The sequence below is a fragment of the Clostridium sp. KNHs205 genome (assembly GCF_000702945.1).
Taxonomy (GTDB): domain Bacteria; phylum Bacillota; class Clostridia; order Lachnospirales; family Lachnospiraceae; genus Anaerocolumna.
The window spans coordinates 2,517,540-2,542,450 of sequence record NZ_JNLE01000003.1 but is presented as its reverse complement, the minus strand read 5'-3'; the positions used below and the strand labels follow the sequence as shown (position 1 = coordinate 2,542,450).

Here is a 24,911-nt window from a genome sequence, read left to right as displayed (position 1 = left end):
CATACCTTAGGGAATTAGATGACAGGCTGTATATCTGCCCGGTTCTACCTGACGAAACAGAGGAACTGTTTTTTTGCATTCTTTCGTGGCTTTTGGGCAGCGAGGAGCAAACCGGCATCCCTCAGGCGGATTTGTAAGTGCAGGTGGTCTTCCCGGTATACCTGTTTTCTGACTCTTATCCCCTACCCGCGGAAGTGCCCCTACCAACATCTCTGTATATGGATGAATAGGCCTTTCAAAGATATCTTCTGTCTTTCCAAGCTCCACCATACTTCCGGAATACATGATTCCCATCCGGTCTGTTACCTGGTAATGGACACCCATATCATGGCTTACAATGACCATGGTATTCCTTAGCTGCTTCTGAAGCCGCATCAGCATCATAAGGATTCCCCGCTGAACAACCACATCAAGAGCAGTTGTCGGTTCATCAGCCAGAACTACCTTGGGTGACATAAAGGTAGCAAGAGCTATAATAACACGCTGTCTCATACCACCGGAGAGCTGAAAGGGATAAGCATTAAGTAAATCCGGGGAAAGGTTCAGCTCTTTCAGATAATCAGCAATTCTCTTTAAAATCTGTTCCTTTGTCTCCTTCTTCTTATCTGCTTTTGGAATAGAATCCAGAAACTGTTTCTTAAGGGGAACAATAGGATTTAGTACACTTTGAGCTGCCTGTGGTACATAAGATATATTATTCCACCAGGTCTTTCTGATACTGCCGGTTTCATAGGAAAAGCCTTTCCCGTCTTTTTCGCCGGAGAGTACCAGCTTTCCCGAATCAACCACCAGCGGAAACTCAACAATATCATACAAGGCCTTTAAAAGGGTCGTCTTACCGCAGCCGGATTCCCCCGCTATTCCAAATATTTCATTATCATATATCTCAAAATCCACATCGTTTATGACATGAACCGGTCCGTTTATGGTCGAATACGAGGTGGATAAATGCTCTATTTTTATCATCGCCTACCTTCCTCTCTTCCTGGATAGATAATCATTGTATCCTGTTATCAGCAGGAACAGTCCGATAAACATAACCGCAGTAGTAATAATGGGAGAACCAATCCAGAACCACTGCTTCGTAAAGATTGCGTTACGGTCTCTTGCCCACTGTATCATATTTCCCAGAGAAATCAGATTACCGGGTGAGAGTCCCAGTACTGCAAGGCTCGACTCAGAAGCAATGGCTGCAAGAGTAGCATTCATAAAGTTAGAGAGCGCCCAGGTAAAAGCATAGGGAAGTATTTCTGTTACTACAACCTGGACAGTGCCTTCACCGGAGAACCAGGCTGTATGAATAAAATCCCTTTCCCTCATAGAAAGGGCCATAGAACGGATCTGCCTGCTCGGCCAGGCCCAGGCAAACATGGCAAGTACCAATGCCATAATAAATACGGTAGAAGTTCCTTTCATAAAGGAGGTCATCAATATCAGGATAGGGAGTGAAGGTATCACGATAAAGGTATCAGTTATAACCGTAAGTACCCTGTCCAGGCAGCCCCCGGAGAAGCCTGCCAGCAGCCCGATAAAAACACCTGCAACCGTACCAATGGTCGCCACAATCAAACCAATCAGGAGGGAATTATGTATTGCTTCAATCAACAACCACAGTACATCCTGTCCCATACTCGTAGTTCCTAATAGATGCACCGAGGAAGGTTTCAGCTTACCCTGATAGGAATTAAAGGTAAAGGGGTCTGTATGAGGAAGTAAGTAGATAACAAAACCGATCATAAGAAATATTACCGTTAACAATAAGCCTGCTTTCAGACTTATATTTGTATTTTTCCAAAATTTCTTCACATTTTCCACCTTCCCTTCTCAATTGTAACGGATACGTGGGTCGATAAAGGGATATATCAAATCCACCAACAGGGTTGCAGTCGCAATTGCTACAATCGAAATCGTTATACAGCCAAGAATCATATTGTAGTCCGACATAAGAATAGCCTTTTGTACCAGAGTACCCACACCCGGATAACCAAATACGATTTCTGTCATGATGGAACCGCCAAATACTCCTCCTAAGCTCATTGCAAGAGCTGTAACCTGTGTCAGTATGGAATTTCTAAATACATAACCTGCTCCTATTCTCCCTTCTGTTATTCCCCTGTAACGGGCAAAAAGGACAAAATCCTCCTCCGAGGTAGTGCCTGCAAAGGATTTCATGGAAATTATCCACCAGCCGGTACCAACTAATAGCATGGATAAAGCCGGAAGAATCGAAGCTTTCAGAAGAGAAAGGAACCAAACCGAGGTACTTCCCTGGGTGTTAATGGTAGTCTGTATCGGAAACCATCCCAAAACAAAGGCAAATACGATCTGTAAAACCAGTGCTATGATAAAATAGGGTACCGGATAGATGCAGATGGCAACTCCTTCCAGAATCTTTGAAGAGAGTTTATTTTTACGAAAGCCTGCCAGCAGCCCAATTACATTACCTATAATCCAGGCAATGACTGTGGTAGTTAGGGAAAGAAAAAGTGTATAGGGTAGATACATACCGATAATTTCACCGACAGGTGTGGGATAACTCATCAATGAGGGACCAAAGTTAAAATGAAACAACCCTTTCCACAAAAATGTACCATATTGCTCCAACAGCGAACCTTCCAGACCGAACTGAACTCTCAGTTGGGAACGGAGCGCTTCCATCTGAACAGGATCCATCTGCCCGGAACGTGACTGCATCTGACCGATCATATTTTCAACGGGATCGGAGGGAAACATTCGGGGTATAAAAAAAATAAAGGTTATGCCAATCCAGATAGTCAATAAATAGGTTAAAAACCTAAGACCGAAATACTTACGGAATTTCAACGGCTTCACTCCTTTTTTCTAATTTCTCAGCAATTAATAACAAGAGGGTGATTTAAAGCTTTAACTGAAAAATCCGGCAGGCAGATAGCAGATATTGAAATCAGCAAAATCAATTCTTATAGGAAACCCTAAAATATCTGATACCTGCTATCTTTTAAGCCAGATTGATAATTTCTGAAAAAACTTGGTTCAACTTATATAGTACCTGGATAAGCTTTATTGTACGGGTGAGATTTCAGTTGTAATATACTTAAAGCAGCTCCACCACCACCAAGGTCCATTATAGGGATTCTCAGCGTTGGGATAATTATTCCAATAGGTGCTGTTAGTCGGAACAAACTTAACTCCTGAATGGAAACCAATAAAAGGAAGTTCCTCAATAGCTATCTTGAAAAAATCAATACCCAGTTCATAGGCTTTCGGGTCATCCGGTGAGAGCTTCGCCAATTTATGAATGATTTCCGTAGCTTCTGCATTGTTCCAGCGGCCTGATTGCCCTGAACCCCTCTCGCCTATAGGCACAATAAGGTCAGCATCCCAGCCGTTAATCTGAGAATAGATATCTTTGGTTATAAAACCGGTTGGCCAATAGCCTGCAATATCAAACTGTCCGGTAGCACCATTGGTATCCCAGGTAGCACTGGATTCACTGACAAGGTTGACTTTAAAACCAAATTTCGTCAGCTGATCATAAGCTGCCTGTGTGCCACGTCCTGCCTGAGCTTCCGTATCTGCCAGATATGTCATGTTAAAGGTAAATGGTTTGCCATTAAAATACCATCCATCTTCCTTTTTCTCAAGGCCTGCTTTGAGCAATAGTTTTTCTGCTGCCTGAGGATCATACTTCCAGGAACCTGCGCCGAACATATCCACCAAAACCTCGTGATCTGTGGGTATATCATATCCTTTATCTCTTAGAATACCTGCAATTCTCTCAGCATAACCGGAGTCAAAAGGTTTAACAGCAGTACCATCGCCCAGATCCAGCTCGAAAGTTTCAAGCCAGGGAAGAATAGGCTTTACATACAATTCCTGAGCTGCACTGGTGTTGGTGATGATGGGGAAGGGAGAGGAACGTCCTACACCATCGAATATATTCTGGGATATTTCATCAAAATTCATAGCAAGTGCAATTCCCCAGCGGAAATCTTTATTATCATAAGGTGCTCCTTTTCCCATGGAGAACAGCAAACCCTTTGAACAGGGATCATCACTGGTAGCATAAGGAAAATCTTTGTACCAGCATGCAATATTGGGATTCTGAGCTGTCATGACCTCAAGCATTTCAGGTGTTACCTCACAAAGAATATCCACTTCATTATTAATAAGACTCATTTGCCGGCTGGTATCATCACCAAGATTTCTGAACCATACATATTTCGCCTTGGGTTCCTTTCCTGTTACCACACCAACCGTACTGGACTGCCAGTCTTCACGGCGTTCATAAAGTATCCATTTGCCCAGTTCATCATATGCCTTTACAGTATATGGACCGGCAACTACAGGCGCTGAATCCTTAAACTGTGTAACATCTGCTTCCTTGGAGTAGATATGTTCCGGTACGATCCTTAAGTCGTTCCCCCAGATTGTTACCCCAAATCTCTGTGCGAGTCTGGGAAAGGACTCTTTTGTTACAATCTTAACTGTATAATCATCTGTTTTTTCAACAGATTTAAATATTTGATTATAATAAGCATTCTGGCTTATTCCAGTATTCGTCATTATCATGTTAAAGGTGAATACTACGTCATCGGCGGTCAGAGCTTCACCATCGGACCATTTGATTCCCTGACGGATTTTAACAATATGCTCTGTAAAATCAGCATTGGATTGGGGCATGCCGTCTGCCACCTCGCCAAACTGCTCACCCTTTACTGTATCAATTTCCCACATCATAGCTGACATAAGCTGATGTATGCCAAAACCCATCTGGGTTCCCTGCATATAGGAATTGAACTGTCCTGGTGTATCAGTAGGTGACTGACATTCAACAATCAGCGTATCATTTCTTGGCGTACCAACCTCAGTCATTTCTCCTGCCGGTGCCGGCTCGTTCTCATCTTTTGTTTTTGTGTCTGCTTCCTTTGTCACCGCTGCATTCCCGGCATCGGTCTTACTGGCCTTGTTCTCACAGCCTGCAAGCATAAAGGACAAGAGCATTACGATCATTATAAATGCCGTTACCCTGCGTTTTATTTTTTTCATAAAATACCTCCTCTACCCTTAAAGTATTTGTAATCTGGTTACCTTTTCATCTTAAACCTTAAGGTAATCACTTAAAATTCCAAATTTTTAAGAAAGGAGTAAATTATTAATCTAGCTGTTGGATTAATTTTCTATAATTGCTATCCTGACTTTATCCTGAATGACATCTGCTATATTCTGAAGTGAGGGTTCTGTCTCACTTAGCAGCTCAAACACTCCATCGGATATGGCAGCCGAAATATCAAACCATGAATTAAGCGAACTCTTGGCGATTCCACGTTCCTTTTGCTTTTGGATGAAATCCTGGCTGACTGCATATCCATCCTCTGTAAAATCATATTCCACATCCACTTGTACCGGTATGGTTTCGGATTCTTCCGCAATCTTTCTTACTGTGCTTTTCTGGGTGATAAAGTCAAGAAACTTGATGGAAGCTTCATAATCTGCAGTAACTGAGATTCCGATATTTTTACCATGAAACATATAGTTTTCTTTCTTCTCATAGGGTACCGCTGCAACTCCAATCTCAAAATCAGCGTTACTTTCTTTGATAGCGGACAGAGCACTGAGATTATTGATCATCATTGCAATTTCTCCATCCAGAAACTTATTGGTCAGGTCCTCCTGATTCCAGTTGATACATTGTACAGGAAGCAGCTTGTTTAGTTTCAGATAGCGGAGTAACTCAAATACTTTTAAACCGCCTTCACCATTGATTTCTCTGATTGATCCACCTGTAGAATAGAGCAGCTGCAGGTAGACAGCAGTTATTTCTTCCGGTTGTCTTGCTCCGATCCCAATTCCGTAAATACCGACTTTCTGAACCTCTCTGGCAGCGGTTTTTAACTCCTCCCAGGTTTTAGGGACGGAAACCTTACTTTCCTCAAAGAGTTTCTTATTCCATATGAGCACATATGGGTCACAGGTAAAGGGAACTCCATAATATTTACCGTCATTTCTCGTATTGTTCCATTGCCCCCAATAATAATGAGGCATCTTATATGTATTATAAATATAACCACTTAAATCTCTAAGTACATTGAGATTAATTAAAGCAGGCATAATAGAATTATCACATATTATCAAATCCGCCAAGCGTTCTTGATCCAGATTGATACAGATTTCTTTCTTGAAATCATTTTTGGACAAGAAAATCACCTCTATCTTTGGATTGCCTTCAAGCTGTGAATACTGGTCTGCTAAGTTCAAAAGCATCTTACTGCTTACAGTAGTTTCGTAAGGAAATAAGATCTGCAGGACTTTACCTTCAGGTTCTTTGCCTGCCGGTTGAGTCTGCTTAGAACTGCCGCGGGTATAGTTGCTGACTACCAGGAATAAGATGAGTAATACCAACAGGGATGTCAGCAGGTTTAACCGAAACATCTTCATCATATCACCTTCTTGTACTCAGTTGGTGAAATACCGCAGACTGATTTGAAAACCTTGTTAAAGTATTTGGGATCTTTAAATCCAACCTGGTCAGCAACTTCCTGTATTCGGTATTTACCGGATAATAACATACGTTTTGCTATGCTGATTCGAAAATTCCTTAAAAAAACAACGAAATTGACTTTTATCTGCTGAGAGAATAATTTACTCAGATATTCCGGCGTTACTCCCACCAGATTAGCCGCTTCGGATAAGGTAATATCCTTTCTATAATTATCTCGGATGTAATTAATTACTTTCAGTACCGTTAAGTTATCAATATCTGCTTCTTCGTGTTCTATTGCCAGAACAGTATTTACAATTTTTTCGTAATTTGCTGTAAGGTCGGCTTTCGTTTTGCTGTCTATAATATTATTAATAAAATAGTGAAAGATCAGCAGTGGCTCAGTCTTAGTGTTGTATTCCCTGGCAGCATTATAAATACTGGAGGAATATCTGGCTGTATACTCTCTTATCAACTCCGGTCTGCCCTTGCTTTCAATGATTACTTCCTTAAATCTGTTACTTGTCCGCAAAGCCTTCTCATAATCTCCGTTCATGATTTCCTTTCGGATACGGTTGTCTAAATCCATTGGATAACTGATTGCTGTAAATGTCAGTTTTTCCACCATTGCCTTATCCAATATGACCTCACTTCCGCAAACAAACCCATAGGATAATAGATTATTTAGTTCCGTTATTGCCTCTTTTATCAAAATCAGTCCTGTTATAGCTGTGTAGCTGCAATGACATCCCCCAATTCTGTGAAGGCAAGGTAAAATGCAAGTAGAAAACCTCCTGCTTATATGCTTATTGTTTTCCGTATCCATTATAAGCACTAGAATTCCATAGGAAGAAGGCAGATGCACCACCTGAATATTCATAATGCACAGCTCATCCATCTTTTCCTTTATACAATGGAGCATTTCATCAGCTGTTTCCTGATCGATACTGTCCGGTTTAACCAAAAAAAGAGTGATTTCCATCCTGTCATTTACATGTAACTGCAGCGCCAGCTGATGAAGGAGCTGTTCTTTCACCTGTGGTTTGCAGGTCATCAGCCCCCAGATTAAATGAGCCGTATCAATTTTCTGCTGCTCTTCTTTTCTTATCTTAGTCTCTGTTTCACGTAATAAAGATAGAAAACTAACGGTATCAACGGGTTTTAAGATATAATCTATTACCCCCAGCTGCAAAGCAGTTCTGGCATATTCAAAGGAGGAGTAACCGGTAAGAATCAATGCATAATAAGAGAGGTTATCCTGCTCCACCTGCCGCAGCATGGTTAAGCCATCCATTTCCGGCATCTGTATGTCTGTTATGATAAGGTCAGGTTTTAATTCTTTTATTTTTCCTATTCCTTCCGTCCCATCTGAGGCAATACCACAGATTTCATACTCCGTAAATTTACTGATAATGCTAACTAAACCTTCTCTTGTTTTTGGTTCATCTTCTACTATCAGAATTCGCATACGTCTCCTCCGATTCACCATATTTCATGATTTCTTACCTTGGTTTCTTTGTTCCCTTGACTTATTTAAGCTATATCTCATAGGGAATCCTTATTGTTACCACTGTTCCCTGTTCTCCGGAAGCCACCTGGAAGGAACTGCTGCTGCCGTAATATAATTGTAATCTTGTTATGACATTTCTAACGCCTATGCTTGTTTCTATATTATCTCTTCGAGAATCATAATTATTAAATAACTCTACCAGCTCCTTTGACATACCTTTTCCGTTATCCTTTACCTGTATTTGTATACACCCATCACCTTGCTTCTGAATGAGTATATGGATCTCGTCAAGATCTGTCTTTCCAGGAAAACCGTGGACAATGGTATTTTCAATTAAGGGCTGTATGAGCAATTTATGTATTTTACTGTACTGGGTTCCCTCCTCCATATGAATCAAACATTGAAAGGAATAACAAAAACGCTCCTGCTGCAGATAGATATACCTCTTTAAATACTCAAGCTCCTCCTGAATAGTCACAATTGCATTGCTTTTTTGAATACTGTATCTTAAGATGGCAGCTAAATGAATAAGCATCTTACTGATATGGATTTCCTCATGTTCTACTGCAACCCAATTAATTGCATCTAAAGTATTATAAAGAAAATGCGGATTGATCTGAGCCTCCAGAGATTTGATTTCTGCATTCTTCTTCCGCAGCAGTGCTTCTTTTTCCTGGCGATTGGATTCTTTTATCCGCAGTATCATATCATTAAAATGGCTGGCAATTCTCGCAAATTCATCGTTTCCCTCCAGTAATATCCTGACGTCATAATCACCCTGATCCGCTTTTTTCATTCCATGTATGATTTTCTTAACCGATCTGTCTGTACTGGCTGCGAAAGTCATAGCAATCATAATACATACGATACCAATTAGAATTCCAATTAATATAATGATTTTTGAGATATTCTCTACATCCTTAAAGGCGTAAGTTAAATTCTGTACGCTAATTAGGGTAAATACTCCGTCTTTTATACTGCTGGTATGCACTTCCAGCTGTTTTGCAGCCATGAATTTCTGCTTTTCAAAGAAGCTCTTCGCCGCTTTCTCCATACTTTCATTCCCATACTCTTTATATAAATTCAACCCTGCGTAGTTCTCTAAAGGAAAGGATATGATATCTCCTTCCCGGTCTATAAGGAAAGTCACATTGGATTGAAAATCCATACCGGAGGAATAAACCTTTTGAAGTGCACTCTCATCTATACATAATATAATGCTTCCTACCGGACCGTTTTTATAATTATTGAAATCTGTCAGCTGATGAGCTATGTAGAAATAATTTCTGTCTCCGTAGTTCTTATCCGTCTTACGGACAGTATCAGAATATATGGCATATTTTACTTTCAGGGATTCTTTGAACATTTCATTCGTCCTTATATTATTAATATCAAAACAATAACTCTCTTCTCCCGACAGCGTAACTGTATCATAAAAGACAGCATCACCATTTATCCCGACAATCGCTATACCAAGTATCTCCGAATACACATAAACAATATCTTCAAGCTTTTCTTCAATTCGATGCTTTGCCTGGTAATATTTTTTTGTGTCCCAGACGTTGATATATTTTAAGTTCTCGATATAGCTGTTATCTGTATAGATATCCAGCATAATATTATCATAGACATGAAAAAAACCTGTCACACTGATGCTGGATTGCAAAAGATTCGCCCTGATCAGCTCCTTGGTCTGCCGTTCAATAGTGGAAGTACTTATTTTGTAGGTAGCAGACTGTATCAGGATAATTGGAAGTATTGATATCAGCAGTAACATAATCATTAATTTCCGAAACAGATTCATGGATAATAATATTTTGGTAATTATTTTATGCATCTTTCCAACCTATCCTTTTAACCAGGTTATTGTAATTGTCAAATCGGATTGTTTTGTTCTCTTGCCTCACTGTATAATATTTATAGAATTGCAGTTAAACAAGGTGCATTTATGTTAATTATTTACATTTTACAATTATCAGATTACCATAAAAATTATAAGTTGTCATCAATTTTCACAATTCATTAATATGATAGTTTTTAAAGGACTAAAAAATCCTCGAATCAATTATATATGATTCGAGGACCCTTAATATTATTTGATTAATAAACCTGAATTATTCATGGTGATGTAGAAAAAAATAATCTACCCACCGATTTACCATTGTAGCTCATTTTTGTTGATAAATTAATGAATTCACCATTAAAAAAGGGTAGAAAATCCCTGTAGTATCCACAATTATCATTTTGAGCTGTCAAGGTTCATCATTAGGTTATTCCAACTTTGGAAGTAGTCTGATATTATTCAATGTTTCGATAAATGCTTCCTTATAAGGGCAACTACTACAAAGTTTGAATGTAATATATCTTGCTGAGTGCACCATCTTAGCTGCGATTTTCAACAACTTCAGCCGAACCGTATCTATTTGAAATTTCCTCATAGACGGTGGAAGTACGAGACGACGAAACCAGTTGAAAATGTTATAGACCAGTACCGAAATCTGCATTCTATTGGAGTTTATAAGCATGCTGCGGCTAGACATGGTATCCATGTCAAAACCACTTTTGGATTCCTTGATAAAGTTCTCCATTTTGCCACGGTTACAATAGAATCGTATGATTTCTGTTGGTTTTAAATCCATGTTTGTTACGATGAATGTGTGCATATACACAAGCTGATTTGCTGGTTTTTCAATCTTTACGATAACACGTCTAGTTTGCCCCCAGCTTGCAGCTGCATAACGGAATTCACCATATACTACTGCATAATCCCCCTTATTATCCGCAGTAATCTCATCTAATTCTTTCTCAAGAGGTTCTGTCAGATTTTTTAGCGTTTCATTTACTTTGAGGCGGATGGCATAGGAAGTACCATTGGTCTCTAACAACTCAAATAACTCTGGACACGCAAAGCCACTGTCTCCACGAAGATAAAGAGCTACCTCAGGATAATCCTCTAGGTACTCCATCAACAGAGGCTTCAAAAACTGACAGCAATCAGTGGAGGTATAAACTGCGCCAGGCCTGAGCATAGCCTTTAACAAGTCACCAGTCAAACCATCATAGCAGAGGAGAGGATGATATCCATGATTCGAGTAATGGTAGTTGAAGCCTTCACCCTCCTGATTTCCAAAGGTATCAAACAGGGTGGAATCAATATCAAATAGCACCATATCCGGCTTACGGATGGAATATATTTTCTTACGAATAAGATATAAAATCCAGTCCATTTGCATCAGCGTAATGTCATCCATTCGGTTGAAAAAGCGTGACATTGTGGGTTGTGAAGCCAAAGAATCCTTATCGAGCAAAGTTGTAAAAATAGGGTCTGTGGTCAGCTCATCCGAATCATCATCAGTAAAGTAGCCTGCTAACTGCTGATACATTTTCTGTAGCAGGTTTTCGCCATCCTTGTGGATACGAAGAGTCTTATCATTGGTCTGAAAATGCTGTTCAATCAGCTTGTCGAGACCGATTTTGCAGATAAACTCTTTGAGTAAGAGCATCCCTGCATCGGAGGATAAATCGCCTCCATCAAAATTTATTTTAATCTTACTATTGCTTTCGGAACGAAGTGCCATTAAACTAGACATAAGGGTTTCTCCTTTGTGTTGATGTTTGTTGTGGTGACTACATTTTAACAAAGTTGAAACTCTTTTTCTATTGTTTTGACTTCACTTTTTAGGTGAAAGCAATAAATAGATGAAAATACAGTAACTATGCGGTGCGACGCACCGTTAGATGAGTTATCATGAATAATTCAGGATAAATATTATTTAATCAATAAAATATTTTATGATGCTTTATGATTTATGATATTCCTGAAATGAGTTAACCGAAATATCTGCTTCCCTGATATCTTGCTTAATACCTGAACCACAATATGCCGCAACATATGCACCAGCGCTTTTTGCTGCATGTATTCCTGCCGGAGAATCTTCAAATACAATACATTCTTCCGGCTTTGCACCAAGAATTTTCATAGCCTTTAAATATCCCTCAGGATCCGGTTTGCTTTTGGTGCACATGTCACCACAAATAATCACATCAAATAATGACATCATATTCATACGATTTAACGCAGTAATGATAAGCCGTGTTGAGGTCGAGGTTACTATACCGGTTTTGATCCCTTTACACCGATAGTCTTTGATAAAAGCAACTAATCCAGGCATAGGTTCAATACTACTGTTTTCGTATGTATTTCCTATCTGTCTCCGTTTGTTGTTTAATTCCTCTAATGTAACAGGATCTGACGATTTTGACAGCAATTCAATTAATAGCGACGGATTATTTTTCCCGATTAATCTGCTGCGTTCTTCCTCTGTTAAGGAGATGCCAAAGCATGCAAGTGCTTGTCTTAGATAATTACCGTTACTTTCTTCTGTATTTGCAATCACACCATCAAAATCAAAAAGAATATATTTTTTATCCATTCTAATAACCCTGCCCTTTCAAACTAACACACCTTTATATCAGCGATATCTTCTATTCTGTGAAAAGTCTGCGTGCATTTGTTTGAATATATTCAATTTCTTCTTTTGAAAGTTCACAGAAATCACTATTATCCATTGAACAATTGGAATCCTGAACATACATCATCTTTGTATCTTTTTGTGTAATCGAGTAAAACCAGCATTCAGCCGGAACATTATAAACCTTACCCTTTTCCATTAAAGTCAGTTCAATTTTAAATTTGTCATCTTCACGCTCAGCAGTAATCAAAATTGCTTTACCCGCTGCAAGAATAAATTGTTCATCAGTTGAATGATGAACTTCTAAGTGGACAATACCCTCAATATCATTGTCCGGCTTCCAGTTCTTTATGCTTACCAGCCATTTTTCATTTTTATATACACACAGGATTCCTTCCTTCACATTTTCATATATATCTGGTTTCATTTTGTCTCCTCCATTTGTTTTTGATTATACTTTATTTTTAATTATACTTCTGTTTTTCCTACTATCCGGGTACCATATCCAAAGGCACCTTCCATGGCACAAACCTTTGCAGAAAATACGGCACCTTTATTCATAGCAGCTTTCAGGCGTTCAGTCATTTCTTCCTCCGTGCCTTCTAAAAGCTCCCCTGTTTTTGAGGATTCCAGCAGGGAGTAAAGAAAAGTAGCAAAGTAAGAATCACCTGCCCCCATGGTATCAATTACATCATCTGCCTGAACTGCCAAAGCATATATAAACTTATTTTTATAGAGAACATAAGACCCTTCTTCACCGATTGTTCCAAGGACAATGGGAACCCCAAACTCCTGAACCTTTTTCATTTCACTCTCACGTTGTTCCGCTGTCAAATGTGCACAGGACAGAATAGCCACAGTAATATGCGGACACACCTTTTCTAAGTATTCATCAGTCCATCTGGTAGAAAAATCATAAGCAATCGGTATGCCTGTTTCCTTCAATTCTGCTAGATTTTCTTCTATATAACTATTTAAATTTGTATATATAATCTGAAAGTTTTTGATATACTCATAGTCTTCCTGTGTAAAATCAAAAGGGTGTTCCTTTGCTATTCCGCCCTTATTAGATCCTAAAAATACGCGGTCATTGTTAAACAAAGTAACCAAAGCAAATCCATTCTCTCCTTCAAAATGACGGCTATGGCTGTCATCAACTCCAATGTCTTTTAAGGTTTTCTGTACATATTTTGCAACTTCATCACTTCCATATTTCCCAAGATAGGCAGTATCCATGCCATTCATTTTCGCATAAACACAAGTATTTACACACTGTCCGCCAGGATACATTTTTCCACGGGAAAGATACTTATCACATACATTATCTCCAATGGAAATAATTCTACAATTCTTCATTCTGGGCTCCTATCTATGTGCTCTTTAGCAATCTTAAGGCTTGCTATAGCACGTTTACAAAATCAGGGCGAGTGTAAGATTTTACCTTTCACTCTTTACTCTCCTACTTTTCTTCACTGCCAAATTAATACTCAACCTTCCACATATAACGACGGGTACTCAGCGGATGCTCACGCACCATTGCAAGTGCCTGGTTATAAACCGGATATACATTGTTGAACAACGAATGGTTAAAGTAATCAACAACAGAGGAATCAATCGTGGAAAGTCCGAGCTCCTTCGCATCCAGAACTTCGATACGCTTCGCATAGGTAGTTAAAAACTTCAATGCCCTCTCATCCAATGGACGGGTTGGTCCTTCTGAAATCTGTATTACAAAGGGGATATTTGCATCTGTTATTTCGAAGGGACCATGAAAATACTCACCGCTGTGAATGCTGTTTGAATTAATCCACTGCATTTCCATGAAGATACAGATACTTTCCATATATGCCGCACCATATCCGGCGCCACTGGCCATTGTGTAGATTACATCATCGTCTTTGTGGTTTTCTGCAAATACCAGTGCACGTTTCTCTACATGTTTGCATGCATTTTTTACGATACGATCGATCATGCCAACACCTTGCAGGAAGTTACCGTAGTTTTCATACCCTTTCGTCTGATTCAGCAGTTCAACTGCAACAAGCAATCCACATATGGTCTTTTCTCCTGCTATATCTTTATCCTCACCAAAAGCATAACGAACAATATAATCACCGTACTGGATGATTTCAGATTCCTGTAACCAGGTCAGGATTATAACAGTTGCACCTGCTTCTTTGCCAAGTGCTGCTGCACGGATTGTTTCCGGCGTATTTCCTTTATGGCAGGCAAGGCAGATGATAGAATTCTCTCCAAAATCCTTTGGCATACTGTGAACAAATTCATTGCTGTTTATCCAGGCAGACTTAATACCTGCACACTCTCTTTCCATAAATGTCTTTGCAGGATAAAGCGCCCCTAATGAACCACCGCATCCAACGAAATAAAGGGATTTTAATCCACCTTTGTCTTTCTTCTGTTCTAGAATTTCCTCAATAATCTTCTTAATGTCTGTACTCTTGTATTCCATTGTTTCACTCTCCTTTTATGTTTTGTTTATATTTCTGATTTCCCGGACCGCAGCCGAAGCCAATGAAAATATCATTCAATGCCATCAGCTGCAATCAGAGTAAGCTAATCGACAGTCGTTATTAGAACACAATTGCTCCAAGGCCAATCGCAGCCAAAACAGAAACAACTGTGCAAACCAAACCGGGAACCATATAGCTATGATTCAAAACGAATTTTCCGATCTTAGTGGTACCTGCAGAGTCAAATGCAAGTGCAGCAACACACTGGCCTGATGCAGGAATAAAATAATTCGAAGAGCAAGCAATCCAACCCGCAACAATTATATTAGCAGGAAGTCCTAACGCAATACCAATGGGAACCATAATCATTGTTGTGGATGACTGGCTTGTTGTAATAGCACCAACAATAAATACGGCAATTATGTAGATCCATGGATATTTGTTAGTCAAAGCAGACATGTTCTCAGTAATAAAGGAAGCCTGATCTCCAATAAACGTATTTACTAACCAGCAAAAACCAAATGCTAAAACAACTGCAAACATACCTGTGCGAAAAACCGGCTGATCTAAAATCTTATCACTATCAAGCTTGCAGGCAATAACCATAATTGCAGCGGCTACAAGCATAAAAATTTCAATTACAGAAGTCATGGGCAATACAGAATCATCAGCAAATTTAGGAATAAAGGAATTGAATGCCCCTAACAAAACAATTACTACCATTGCAGTTAAGAAAATAGTTACGGATATCTTTGCATTTTTTGTAGCAGGTTTTTCTATCACTGTTTTCTTTGAAAAATCCTCAATAAGTCCTGCAGCAACACGAGCCTGAAACTCTGGGTCATCTACTAACTCTTTGCCCTTTTTTATAACAAAAAATGCAGCGGCAATTGTACCTATCAACGTCGCAGGAACACATACAAGTAATAATGTGAACAGGTTTACTGATGTATAAGAGGACTCTGCCATAAAAGCAAGTATTGCAACGGTTGCTGCTGCGATAGGGCATGCTGTGATTGCTTGCTGTGAAGAAACGATTGCCGCAGATATTGGACGTTCCGGACGAACACCAGTCTCTATGGATATTTCATTGATAACCGGAAGCAAACTGTACACAATATGACCGGTGCCACACATAAATGTAAATAAATAAGATACAACAGGTGCCAAAACAGTTATCATTTGTGGATTCCTGCGAAGAATCTTTTCCGCTATCTTAACCATAAACTCCAGCCCCCCACAAGCCTGCATGGTTGAAGCTGCACAAATTACTGCAATCATAATTAAAATAACTGTAATTGGCGGATCTGATGGTTTTACACGTAAAACAAAAGTCATTATCAACATGCCAACACCACCTGCCATAGCCAGGAAAGTTCCTCCCCTGCGAACGCCCCAGAAAATTATAGCCAGAACAATAATCAACTCTACCCAGAACATAAATTAACCTCCTCAAATGAGTAATATTTAGTTTCTAAAGATGGTGCGCACATCTTTAACTTTTACAATACGAAAGCAACCATATTTTTATTTTTTACTATTTGTATCTAAATGTATTGCTTTGTATTTAATACAATAATACATTCATTAATCAATTATGTCAATAGGCATTAATCATTTTATCCTAAAACCACGCATTCTTTTTTGATTTTTTATCTACTTTTTATAGTTATAATACATTACAATACATTTTGGGTAATTTTAGCAGCCATTTCTTTCACATTATTGCCTCCAATTAGTGATTCATATATACTTTTCACGAATTATCTCTGAATATTCGCTTTAATCCCGCTTTATTTTATTGTGATATTTTCAAACGCAGAAAAATCTGCAACACAAAAATATCTGTAGCACAGAATACCACAGCACAGAATACCGCAGCACAGAATACCGCAGCACAGAATACCTGCAGCGCAAAATACCTGCAGCACAAAAAGCGGTGTCTAATAGACACCGCTCAAAAAATTCAATATTTGCCAGAGACTAATATTAGTATTCCACTTTCCACATATAACGGCGGGTACTCAGCGGATGCTCACGCAGGATTGCCAATGCCTGATTATATACAGGATATACATTATTAAATAACGAATGATTGAAGTAATCCACTACAGAAGAATCGATTACGGATAGCCCAAGATCCTTCGCATCCAGAATTTCGATACGTTTTGCATATGTTTTTAAAAACTTCAGCGCACGCTCATCCAAGGCACGGGTAGAGCCTTCTGAGATTTGAATTACAAAGGGAATATTAGCATCTGTTATTTCGAAGGGGCCATGAAAATATTCACCGCTGTGAATGCTGTTTGAATTGATCCACTGCATTTCCATGAAGATGCAGATACTTTCCATATATGCTGCGCCATATCCCGCACCACTGGCCATCGTGTAGATCACCTTGTCGTCTTTGTGGTCTTCTGCAAATACCAGAGCAGACTTTTCCACATGTTTGCATGCATTTTTTACGATATGGTCAATCATACCGATACCCTGCTGGAATTTATCGTAGTGTTCATACCCTTCGGTCTGATTCAGCAGTTCAACAGCAACAAGCAGTCCGCATATAGTTTTTTCTCCCGCTATATCTTTTTCTTCTCCAAAGGCATAACACACAATATAATCACCATATTGTACGATTTCAGATTCCTGTAACCAGGTCAGAATAATAACAGTTGCTCCCACTTCTTTTCCAAGGGCTGCTGCACGAATTGTTTCCGGTGTATTGCCTTTATGACAAGCAAGACAAATGATAGAATTCTCTCCAAAATCTTTAGGCATACTATGAACAAATTCATTGCTGTTTATCCAGGCAGACTTAATACCTGCACTCTCTCTTTCCATAAATGTCTTAGCAGGATAAAGCGCGCCTAAGGAGCCTCCACAGCCGACAAAATACAGGGATTTGACTCCGCCTTTGTCTTTCTTCTGTTCTAAAATCTCCTCTATGATTTTCTTAATATCTGTACTTTTGTATTCCATTGTTCTATTCTCCTTTAATTTTGTTTTTAATGTCTTGTCAATATATTAATACATTATAATACATATTGTCAACTTGTATTTTTTGATATATACAATATTGCACAAATGTATTATAATAATTGGTAAATACCTCGTATAAATAATATTAAGAAAAAGGAATGTTCAAATGAAACTAGATAATACAATTGCAACACCCTTATACAAACAGCTTGAGGAGAAATTACTAAAAGAAATTGAAAATGGAGAACGTCCGGCAGGAAGCAGAATTCCAACCGAAAACGAATTAAGTGAACAATACAAGGTCAGCCGTGTAACCGTTCGAAAATCTCTGGCCAAGTTAACTGATATGGGCTATCTGGACAGAAAATCCGGAAAAGGAACCTTTGTTGCCGAGAAAAAGTTTCAGAGAGGACTATCAAAGGGAGTTATCAGTTTTACAGAAATGTGTAAATTGATGGGAGCTAAACCAGGAGCAAGAATCATCAAAATTGCGTTAGAAGATCCGACCCCGAAAGAAATGGAATTGATGCATTTGGAGGCAGACGAAAAAATTCTTGTCCTTGAACGCATACGGTATGCTGATGATAAACCGGTAATTTTAGAGCTGAATAAATTTCCTGAAGCATTTTCCTTTTTATTCAGTGAGAATCTCAACGATACCTCTTTATACGAAATTCTTAAGACTAAACATAATATACTTTTCAATCAATCTACCAAAACACTTGATCTTATATTCGCTGCTTCAAAGGAAGCCAAGGCTTTAAATATTACAAAAGGGTACCCGCTCTTAAGAATCGATAGTATTTTACAGGATACAAACAACAATATATATAATCTTTCGCAGCAGCTCTGTATCGGTGATAAGTTCAAGTTAATTATATAGTGCCATAACTTAATTCTAAACAAAGGTAACGCTAATTTCTAAATTCACGACTGTATACTTTTAGCCATTATATATTTTTTAGTATTTACAAAGAGCGAAGCAACTCGTCTTCCCTGAGTTGCTTCGCTCTTTATTATATACCAGCTATGACCCGGTCAATGCTTCTGGCTGCATATGTCCAATCTATCATTATCATATCAGCAATACTCATTGCTTTCTTACCTTAAAAGAAGGTTTCACCCTCTGCTATTCAACCTCATCGACTCAACAACTGTATTAACGTTCTCTGCCGTAATCTCACAATGGGAGTATTTTTCATAATCCTTTAGGTTGACATGCTTAAAATCTATTTCCAATAACCTATCGATGATTTCCTTATTGAAACGGTATTTTAAGATTCGATTTCCTGCATAGATTGCGTAAGGAGGTATATCCTTTGCTATCACGCTCCCGGCTCCTACAACACAGCCTCTTCCAAGGGTCACCCCCGAAAGGATAATTGCTCCATAACCAATCCATACATCATCTTCAATATTGATGGGTCCCTTACAGACTGCATCATATTCGGTATGATATTTCAGTTCAGGGAAGGGATAGTTCGTTGCACGTTTATAATTATGCTCACCGCCAAGTACGAAATTTACATTACTGGCTATGGAACAGTAATTTCCAATATTGAGCTGTTCTTTATTGGACCCATACCAATGAGCATTAATATGTCCATAGGTGCCCTTACCAACGCTAATAAGATTCATTGGACTGTTATAGCTTATGGTAGTTAAATTATGTTTATTACCTTTCCGCCAACGGTTATTTTTTCTTTCCTGCAGGTATTTTGAGGCAAAGGGTGAAATAATTGATTTTAGCAGTAACATTTGTTCCTCCAGTTTTTTATACCTATGATTCACTTACTACTAATATATGCTCACCAGCCAGCTCCTTGCATTTTCATTACGCTTTCTTTGTAAGAAAATATTAGCAACAATAAACCGCATCTCGCACACTTACTGCTCATATATCGACATCAATGTACAGACAGCAAGCCTTGAGCAAGGGCTGAATCTGTGCCAGACCAGATCATAACCTAATGCCAGTACTCTGTGTCAACAGTAATCCATTGTGCAGGATCCCTGGAGGGATAGATATTACTATATTCCTCCACACGCTCCAACATCCGGATATAGGCTTCTGCAGAATTAAAGGTCGCATCCAGATTGACAATATCCGGTCTGGATTCCAATCTTTTCAGCAAATCCGGAATCAGTCCGTAGTGCGCCACACCACGATTACCGTTGACATCAAAAGTCCTGCTGCCTGTCACTTGTCTCCCAAACAGTACCTTTTCTACCTCAGGGCTGTAAACCCCCGGGTACAAAGCCTGAAAACTACCATCGTCATAATTGACGTTTGAAAATACTCCGGGGAATTTATCAAAGTTCGGAAGCATGCATGCTCCATTTACATCACTGCCAAAGGGAATTCCAAGTATTATGTCATCTGATGTATCACCGTTGGTGTTATACCAGGTGGTAGGTATTTTATAAGGTCCTCCGTAGGTCTGATATTCACTATTGTCTAAGACTCCGTAGGAAGGTGTTCCTCCCTTACTTAACTCTATCATATAGGAAAGATAGTCAGATACACAGATCTGATGTTTATCCATTGTTTCCCATAACATAGGTGAAATGATGCCTCCCAGCTGCATGATTTTAATCATCCTTGGAATATCCATCTGCTCCCAGGCTGCATCCTCCGGCTGGAACATATCGAGAATTCTTGTATGAGATGCAATGATACCAGGGTATTTCTCCTCCCATAAAAGGTCCAGAGTGGTATTAAAGGTTTTATCACTCATGTGATCCACTTCAATTACAAAGCGTTTGTCTATAAGCTTTTTTATGAACCATTCACCGGTTCTTGAAAGTCCCTGAATATTTGCATGCCCTTGTGCCTCAGCGGGGAGATCAGCTTTGGGCTGCTTGTAGAATACACGGGGATTGGAACTTACTTCCGGTTGATAGAAATCTCCCGTCTGCATATAGTTCATGATACTGAATAATTCACCCTGATAGACCTGGGCTCCGGCAAAACCATTATTTAAAGCATGCACCGGAAAAATACTGCGTACTCCCAGGTTATAGAATTTATTCAGCTGAGACTCGATATTTGCAAGCCTTGTATCACATTCTGCTTTGGTTATCTGCCCTGCTTCATACAGACCAATATAATCCTTATCCACACCAAAGACGGTATCTAATTCAAGGGCCAGAAATACTGCCATCTTTCCTTCACTGATAACCTGCCTGGCCTCTTTTGAATCCGCAACAATGCGAAACCAGCCTTTTCCCGGTCCCCCGCACTGTGCATCGATATAATCCTGCATGCTGTAGATATTCTGGATCTGAAGTTCTGCAACGACCATATCATCAGTGGGTCCGTTTTTATAAGGGGGCAGTGCATTGGTAATCTGTGCCAGAGTTTTATTATTAACACATTGCTGCACAAGTACCCTTTGTCCCGCCAGCCAGGAACGCTCCAGCCATTTATAGTATGTCTGCTGATGATTGGTAGAGTAACTGGTTGGCCAGTAATTAAAATTCGGATATCCACCGGTATCATGTGAGCCTGCTCCGTCCACCAGTTTTCCCCACAGGTCAAAGATACCTCCGCTGCCATGGTTACCAGAACAATCGGCTAAAGCCTGCTCAATTCCCAGGGGATTGAAAGCCTCTCCTGCAAAGGTAGCCTGCCCGGAACCCAGATTATGATTGATGTGGGCATGGGTATCCGCATAACCAATGATATTCTCACCGACAACAGGACGGGAAAGAGCATTCTCCGGCGTTATTGCACTTCCGGCAGAACTTAAGATATTTACATTGGTATCCGCTTCCGGAAAAGCTTTTGTACCCTGGGTGACCTCAAAAGTAAAAAGGCAACTATTATCAACTGCAGCTTTCCATACAAGGGAAGTACCTGAGATGCTAACATATTTCTTCTCAGTGATGGAATACAGGCTGAATGCTCCGCCGGTTTGAGGATCGATCCGCCATTGTATACTGTTCTGCCTATTGGTATCCCGGATAATGGCTTTAAAGAAATTAATATTGAGCCACTTACCGTCATTGTCATAGAGTATGTATACTCCAAGTGCAGAAGGTTTCAGATAGAAGGTAATCCCTTCTGATGCTGTATTTGCCTGGGCTTCATAACCAGCATTATTGCCTGACAGATATTTTCCGTTTGAGAGTGACTTAACCTTATAGTATTTATTGGCTAGGGAGTACTGGTTCTGCCCTGTCCCTGTGTCAGCTGATGCCGTAGAATAGTAAGGAAAGAATAAGGATGTATATACTATCAGTATTACCATTAAAAAAGCTATGTACTTATTTATTGCTTTCATAATTTTCCTCCATGTTTTGAGAATGTTTTGACCATGTTACCAGAATGAACTGTTATCTTCCGAGAATTTTCTGTATTCTGTGATTCATTGTTATTCTGAGATTTATCTGCATATTCTGTGATTCACCTGCATATTCTGTGATTCACCTGTATATTCTGTGATTTATCTGTATCATCTGAGAACCTTCTTCATCTACCGGGAATTTTCTATATCTTCTGAGAATTATCAGTTTGTATAATGCCTGTTCAGATCAGAAATTTAGATGTCTCTTTTTTGCAGCATTTTTCTAATTCCTCTAAAAAATCTCCTGTTAAGAATATCAATTATTCCTTCCAGCATATTTTCTGAAATCCCACCTTCACCAGAAGCCGCAATTGCAAAAAATGGCATTTCATATATCATTGCTGCCATCATTCCCTCCTGACCTGCTTCGGCCTTTGACACCTCCTTTGCATATTTATTTGAATACCAGCAAATTAATTTTCCAAGTATAGTACCGCTTATGTCCTCCAAGGTGTTTCCCATATGGTATGGCCTTTTTGCCTGAATCGAATCCGTCGGAATATGCCTTCCGTAGATTATTTCAAATTCCTCTTTGCTGATTTCTGTAAACCTCTTTGTCACACTATAATAAGATAGTGCTTTTTTTCGGTAATCTGGCTGTACTGCATCAGGAGATTTTAGTTCTATTACTGCTTCCAAAGATATACTGTCTGAGGTTCCTCCAAGGAGTATCTTATACTCACCACTTTCTGCATACCAATCCTTTATTATTGTATTATAATAACCAAAGGTTTTCGTATCCAGTAGAACAGATATGTTCTTTGACTCCCCCGGTTCAAGCTCTGTTACTACAAAATCTCTCAGTTCCTTCTTTGGCAGGAATACTGCCTCACTATGGTGTGAGGTAAATAAGAATGAAATCTCTCTTGCTGATTGTTCTCCGGTATTCGTAAGAGTAAAAGAGACCGTTATTTTATCTCCATAGATACAGTTTTCTTTACTCAGCTTCATATCCGAGTAGGTGAAACTACTGTAGGAAAGCCCGTGTCCAAATGGAAACTGCACCGGTACTCCTGCTGTATCAAAATACCGGTATCCTACATAAATACTTTCCCGGTACTCAGTCGTAAGCCTGCCTCCGGGGAAATTACGGCTTGAGGGAATGTCCTCCAGACGGACAGGCCAGGTTTCTGCAAGCTTTCCTGAGGGAACTGCTCTTCCCAATAATAGATTAACAATTGCACTGCCTCCGCCTTCACCACCAAGATAAGCCAGCAGCACTGCCTTAACTTTTGACAGCCAGGGCAGTTCCATGGGTGCCCCTCCCTGGAGAATAACTACGATATTTGAATTATATCTGGAAACTTCCTCAATTAATCTGCAGTGCTCCTCCGGCATTGATAGATTGCTGCGGTCAAAACCTTCCGATTCATATCCTTCTAAAAGACCTGCAAAGATATATACAATGTCTTTTTCTTTTGCCTGATTACAGGCATCGGATAACAGTCTGTCACGGTAGGCTTTCTCCGTCTCAGTTATACTTCTGTCTTTGGTCATTTTCTCACTATAGCCTTGTGCATAGGTGCAGTCTACTCCGGCTTCAAGGAAAGAATCCCATGGATTATCAAGCTTATAGGGATTAATTTTTGAGCTTCCTGCCCCCTGATATCTTGGATTCTTTGCCAAGGCACCAATAACCAGTATCTTCTGCTTACAGGTGCCGGGAAGAATACTCTCATCATTCTTTAGCAGCACAGCTGACTGTTCAGCTGCTTTTACGGCGAGCTGATGATGTTCTTCCCTGCTGCAGCTGCTGCTCTTATCTTTGTAATGCATTCCTTTTAATACAAGCTCTGTTATATTACAAGCTGTCCTGTTTAGTTCCTCCATTGTTAAGGCACCTTCCTTAACTGCCCTAACAACCTTTTTATCGTTGTAGCCATTATTCCCCGGCATTTCAAGATCAAGGCCTGCTTTTATCCCTGACACTCTGTCGTTGACAGCTCCCCAATCCGATATGACAGCCCCGTCAAATCCCCATTCCTTTCGCAGAATATCTGCTAAAAGATATTTGTTCTCACTTGCATATTCACCGTTTACACGGTTATAGGAGCACATGACCGTATCCGGCTTTCCTTTTTCCACCGCTATCTGAAAAGCCTTTAAATATATCTCCCGCAATGCCCTCTCATCTAACACTGCATTGATGGTCATCCGGTGTTTTTCCTGATTATTTACGGCAAAGTGCTTCAAGGAGGTTCCAATGCCTTTGGATTGAACCCCCTGAATCATTGCGGCTGCAAGTTCACCGGATACTACCGGATCCTCACTGAAATATTCAAAGTTCCTGCCGCATAAGGGATTCCGCTTCTGATTAACCCCCGGTCCAAGGATTAAGGAGACACCTTCTGCCAGGCACTCCTCTGCAATTGCTTCACCGATCCTGTGAAGCAGGTCCCGGTCAAAGCTGCAGGCAAGGGCACTGGCTGTAGGAAAGCATACTGCCGGAACACTGTCTCCTATTCCCAGATTATCACCTTTTCCTATCTGCTTGCGAAGCCCATGCGGACCATCCATCATACTGATGGATTCTAACCCCAATCGTTTAATCGGTTTTGTTGTCCAGCAATCCTGACCGGAGCATAAGCCTGCCTTTTCTTCCAGGGTCATCTGTGCTACCAGGGCTTTCGCCTGTTCTTTAAAGTTCGTATCCTCATAGTTCATTGGTTA

General features: G+C 39.8%; 18 protein-coding genes. 1 reads left to right on the top strand and 17 read right to left on the bottom strand.

Going from position 1 to position 24,911, the window contains the following annotated elements; translation table 11 throughout:
• Nucleotides 1–6 precede the first annotated feature (6 nt).
• From BR73_RS0110720 to BR73_RS0110655, 14 genes are all read right to left on the bottom strand, one after another.
• A complete protein-coding gene (locus BR73_RS0110720; RefSeq protein ID WP_033165519.1) occupies nt 7–966 on the bottom strand; it encodes an ABC transporter ATP-binding protein in 960 nt (319 codons plus the stop codon).
• A 3-nt stretch (nt 967–969) separates the two neighbouring features.
• Nucleotides 970–1,806 carry an ABC transporter permease gene (locus BR73_RS0110715; protein ID WP_242860659.1) on the bottom strand — a complete coding sequence of 279 codons (837 nt, stop codon included), beginning with the start codon at nt 1,804–1,806 and terminating at the stop codon, nt 970–972.
• Between the two features lie 18 nt (nt 1,807–1,824).
• Nucleotides 1,825–2,823 (bottom strand): ABC transporter permease, encoded by a 999-nt coding sequence (locus tag BR73_RS0110710; RefSeq protein ID WP_033165517.1) that lies wholly within the window; start codon nt 2,821–2,823, stop codon nt 1,825–1,827.
• A 216-nt stretch (nt 2,824–3,039) separates the two neighbouring features.
• On the bottom strand, nt 3,040–5,028 hold the full coding sequence (locus BR73_RS0110705; RefSeq protein WP_051685127.1) for an ABC transporter substrate-binding protein: 1,989 nt from the start codon (nt 5,026–5,028) through the stop codon (nt 3,040–3,042).
• 123 nt (nt 5,029–5,151) lie between these two features.
• A complete protein-coding gene (locus BR73_RS0110700; protein ID WP_081848613.1) occupies nt 5,152–6,420 on the bottom strand; it encodes an extracellular solute-binding protein in 1,269 nt (422 codons plus the stop codon).
• Nucleotides 6,417–7,928, bottom strand: a complete 1,512-nt coding sequence (locus tag BR73_RS0110695; protein ID WP_033165515.1) for a response regulator — start codon at nt 7,926–7,928, stop codon at nt 6,417–6,419. Before BR73_RS0110695 ends, BR73_RS0110700 begins: the two co-directional genes overlap by 4 nt.
• Nucleotides 7,929–7,998: 70 nt before the next feature.
• A complete protein-coding gene (locus BR73_RS0110690; RefSeq protein WP_242860657.1) occupies nt 7,999–9,807 on the bottom strand; it encodes a histidine kinase in 1,809 nt (602 codons plus the stop codon).
• 433 nt (nt 9,808–10,240) lie between these two features.
• Nucleotides 10,241–11,560, bottom strand: a complete 1,320-nt coding sequence (locus tag BR73_RS0110685; protein ID WP_033165312.1) for an IS1380 family transposase — start codon at nt 11,558–11,560, stop codon at nt 10,241–10,243.
• Nucleotides 11,561–11,770: 210 nt separating this feature from the next.
• Nucleotides 11,771–12,403 (bottom strand): HAD family phosphatase, encoded by a 633-nt coding sequence (locus BR73_RS0110680; protein ID WP_033165514.1) that lies wholly within the window; start codon nt 12,401–12,403, stop codon nt 11,771–11,773.
• A gap of 52 nt (nt 12,404–12,455) precedes the next feature.
• Nucleotides 12,456–12,869, bottom strand: a complete 414-nt coding sequence (locus BR73_RS0110675; RefSeq protein ID WP_033165513.1) for a hypothetical protein — start codon at nt 12,867–12,869, stop codon at nt 12,456–12,458.
• 41 nt (nt 12,870–12,910) lie between these two features.
• The gene (locus BR73_RS0110670) at nt 12,911–13,798 is read right to left on the bottom strand and encodes a fructoselysine 6-kinase (RefSeq protein ID WP_033165512.1); all 888 of its coding nucleotides are present in this window, start codon (nt 13,796–13,798) and stop codon (nt 12,911–12,913) included.
• Between the two features lie 124 nt (nt 13,799–13,922).
• The gene (locus BR73_RS0110665) at nt 13,923–14,912 is read right to left on the bottom strand and encodes an SIS domain-containing protein (RefSeq protein WP_033165511.1); all 990 of its coding nucleotides are present in this window, start codon (nt 14,910–14,912) and stop codon (nt 13,923–13,925) included.
• A gap of 121 nt (nt 14,913–15,033) precedes the next feature.
• Complete coding sequence (locus BR73_RS0110660) at nt 15,034–16,353, bottom strand: anaerobic C4-dicarboxylate transporter family protein (protein ID WP_033165510.1); 1,320 nt, start codon at nt 16,351–16,353, stop codon at nt 15,034–15,036.
• Between the two features lie 549 nt (nt 16,354–16,902).
• A complete protein-coding gene (locus BR73_RS0110655) occupies nt 16,903–17,892 on the bottom strand; it encodes an SIS domain-containing protein (protein WP_033165509.1) in 990 nt (329 codons plus the stop codon).
• A gap of 166 nt (nt 17,893–18,058) precedes the next feature.
• Here BR73_RS0110655 and BR73_RS0110650 point away from each other — a divergent pair, with 166 nt between their 5' ends.
• A complete protein-coding gene (locus tag BR73_RS0110650; RefSeq protein WP_033165508.1) occupies nt 18,059–18,775 on the top strand; it encodes a GntR family transcriptional regulator in 717 nt (238 codons plus the stop codon).
• Nucleotides 18,776–19,011: 236 nt separating this feature from the next.
• Here BR73_RS0110650 and BR73_RS29620 read toward each other — a convergent pair whose 3' ends face one another.
• From BR73_RS29620 to BR73_RS0110635, 3 genes are all read right to left on the bottom strand, one after another.
• Nucleotides 19,012–19,650: a CatB-related O-acetyltransferase gene (locus BR73_RS29620; protein WP_033165507.1), complete on the bottom strand. Its 639-nt coding sequence runs from the start codon at nt 19,648–19,650 to the stop codon at nt 19,012–19,014.
• A 209-nt stretch (nt 19,651–19,859) separates the two neighbouring features.
• The gene (locus BR73_RS0110640; protein ID WP_033165506.1) at nt 19,860–22,178 is read right to left on the bottom strand and encodes a hypothetical protein; all 2,319 of its coding nucleotides are present in this window, start codon (nt 22,176–22,178) and stop codon (nt 19,860–19,862) included.
• 258 nt (nt 22,179–22,436) lie between these two features.
• On the bottom strand, nt 22,437–24,905 hold the full coding sequence (locus BR73_RS0110635; RefSeq protein WP_033165505.1) for a glycoside hydrolase family 3 C-terminal domain-containing protein: 2,469 nt from the start codon (nt 24,903–24,905) through the stop codon (nt 22,437–22,439).
• Nucleotides 24,906–24,911 lie beyond the last annotated feature (6 nt).

Excerpts from the sequence above, each read along its gene's own strand:
- BR73_RS0110700 (WP_081848613.1), bottom strand. The coding sequence starts at position 6,420 with ATGATGAAGATGTTTCGGTTAAACCTGCTGACATCCCTGTTGGTATTA.
- BR73_RS0110685 (WP_033165312.1), bottom strand. The coding sequence starts at position 11,560 with ATGTCTAGTTTAATGGCACTTCGTTCCGAAAGCAATAGTAAGATTAAA.
- BR73_RS0110635 (WP_033165505.1), bottom strand. The coding sequence starts at position 24,905 with ATGAACTATGAGGATACGAACTTTAAAGAACAGGCGAAAGCCCTGGTA.
- BR73_RS0110690 (WP_242860657.1), bottom strand. The coding sequence starts at position 9,807 with ATGCATAAAATAATTACCAAAATATTATTATCCATGAATCTGTTTCGG.
- BR73_RS0110640 (WP_033165506.1), bottom strand. The coding sequence starts at position 22,178 with ATGAAAGCAATAAATAAGTACATAGCTTTTTTAATGGTAATACTGATA.
- BR73_RS0110650 (WP_033165508.1), top strand. The coding sequence starts at position 18,059 with ATGAAACTAGATAATACAATTGCAACACCCTTATACAAACAGCTTGAG.
- BR73_RS0110720 (WP_033165519.1), bottom strand. The coding sequence starts at position 966 with ATGATAAAAATAGAGCATTTATCCACCTCGTATTCGACCATAAACGGA.
- BR73_RS0110705 (WP_051685127.1), bottom strand. The coding sequence starts at position 5,028 with ATGAAAAAAATAAAACGCAGGGTAACGGCATTTATAATGATCGTAATG.
- BR73_RS0110655 (WP_033165509.1), bottom strand. The coding sequence starts at position 17,892 with ATGGAATACAAAAGTACAGATATTAAGAAAATCATAGAGGAGATTTTA.
- BR73_RS0110660 (WP_033165510.1), bottom strand. The coding sequence starts at position 16,353 with ATGTTCTGGGTAGAGTTGATTATTGTTCTGGCTATAATTTTCTGGGGC.
- BR73_RS0110680 (WP_033165514.1), bottom strand. The coding sequence starts at position 12,403 with ATGGATAAAAAATATATTCTTTTTGATTTTGATGGTGTGATTGCAAAT.
- BR73_RS29620 (WP_033165507.1), bottom strand. The coding sequence starts at position 19,650 with ATGTTACTGCTAAAATCAATTATTTCACCCTTTGCCTCAAAATACCTG.
- BR73_RS0110670 (WP_033165512.1), bottom strand. The coding sequence starts at position 13,798 with ATGAAGAATTGTAGAATTATTTCCATTGGAGATAATGTATGTGATAAG.
- BR73_RS0110695 (WP_033165515.1), bottom strand. The coding sequence starts at position 7,928 with ATGCGAATTCTGATAGTAGAAGATGAACCAAAAACAAGAGAAGGTTTA.
- BR73_RS0110665 (WP_033165511.1), bottom strand. The coding sequence starts at position 14,912 with ATGGAATACAAGAGTACAGACATTAAGAAGATTATTGAGGAAATTCTA.
- BR73_RS0110675 (WP_033165513.1), bottom strand. The coding sequence starts at position 12,869 with ATGAAACCAGATATATATGAAAATGTGAAGGAAGGAATCCTGTGTGTA.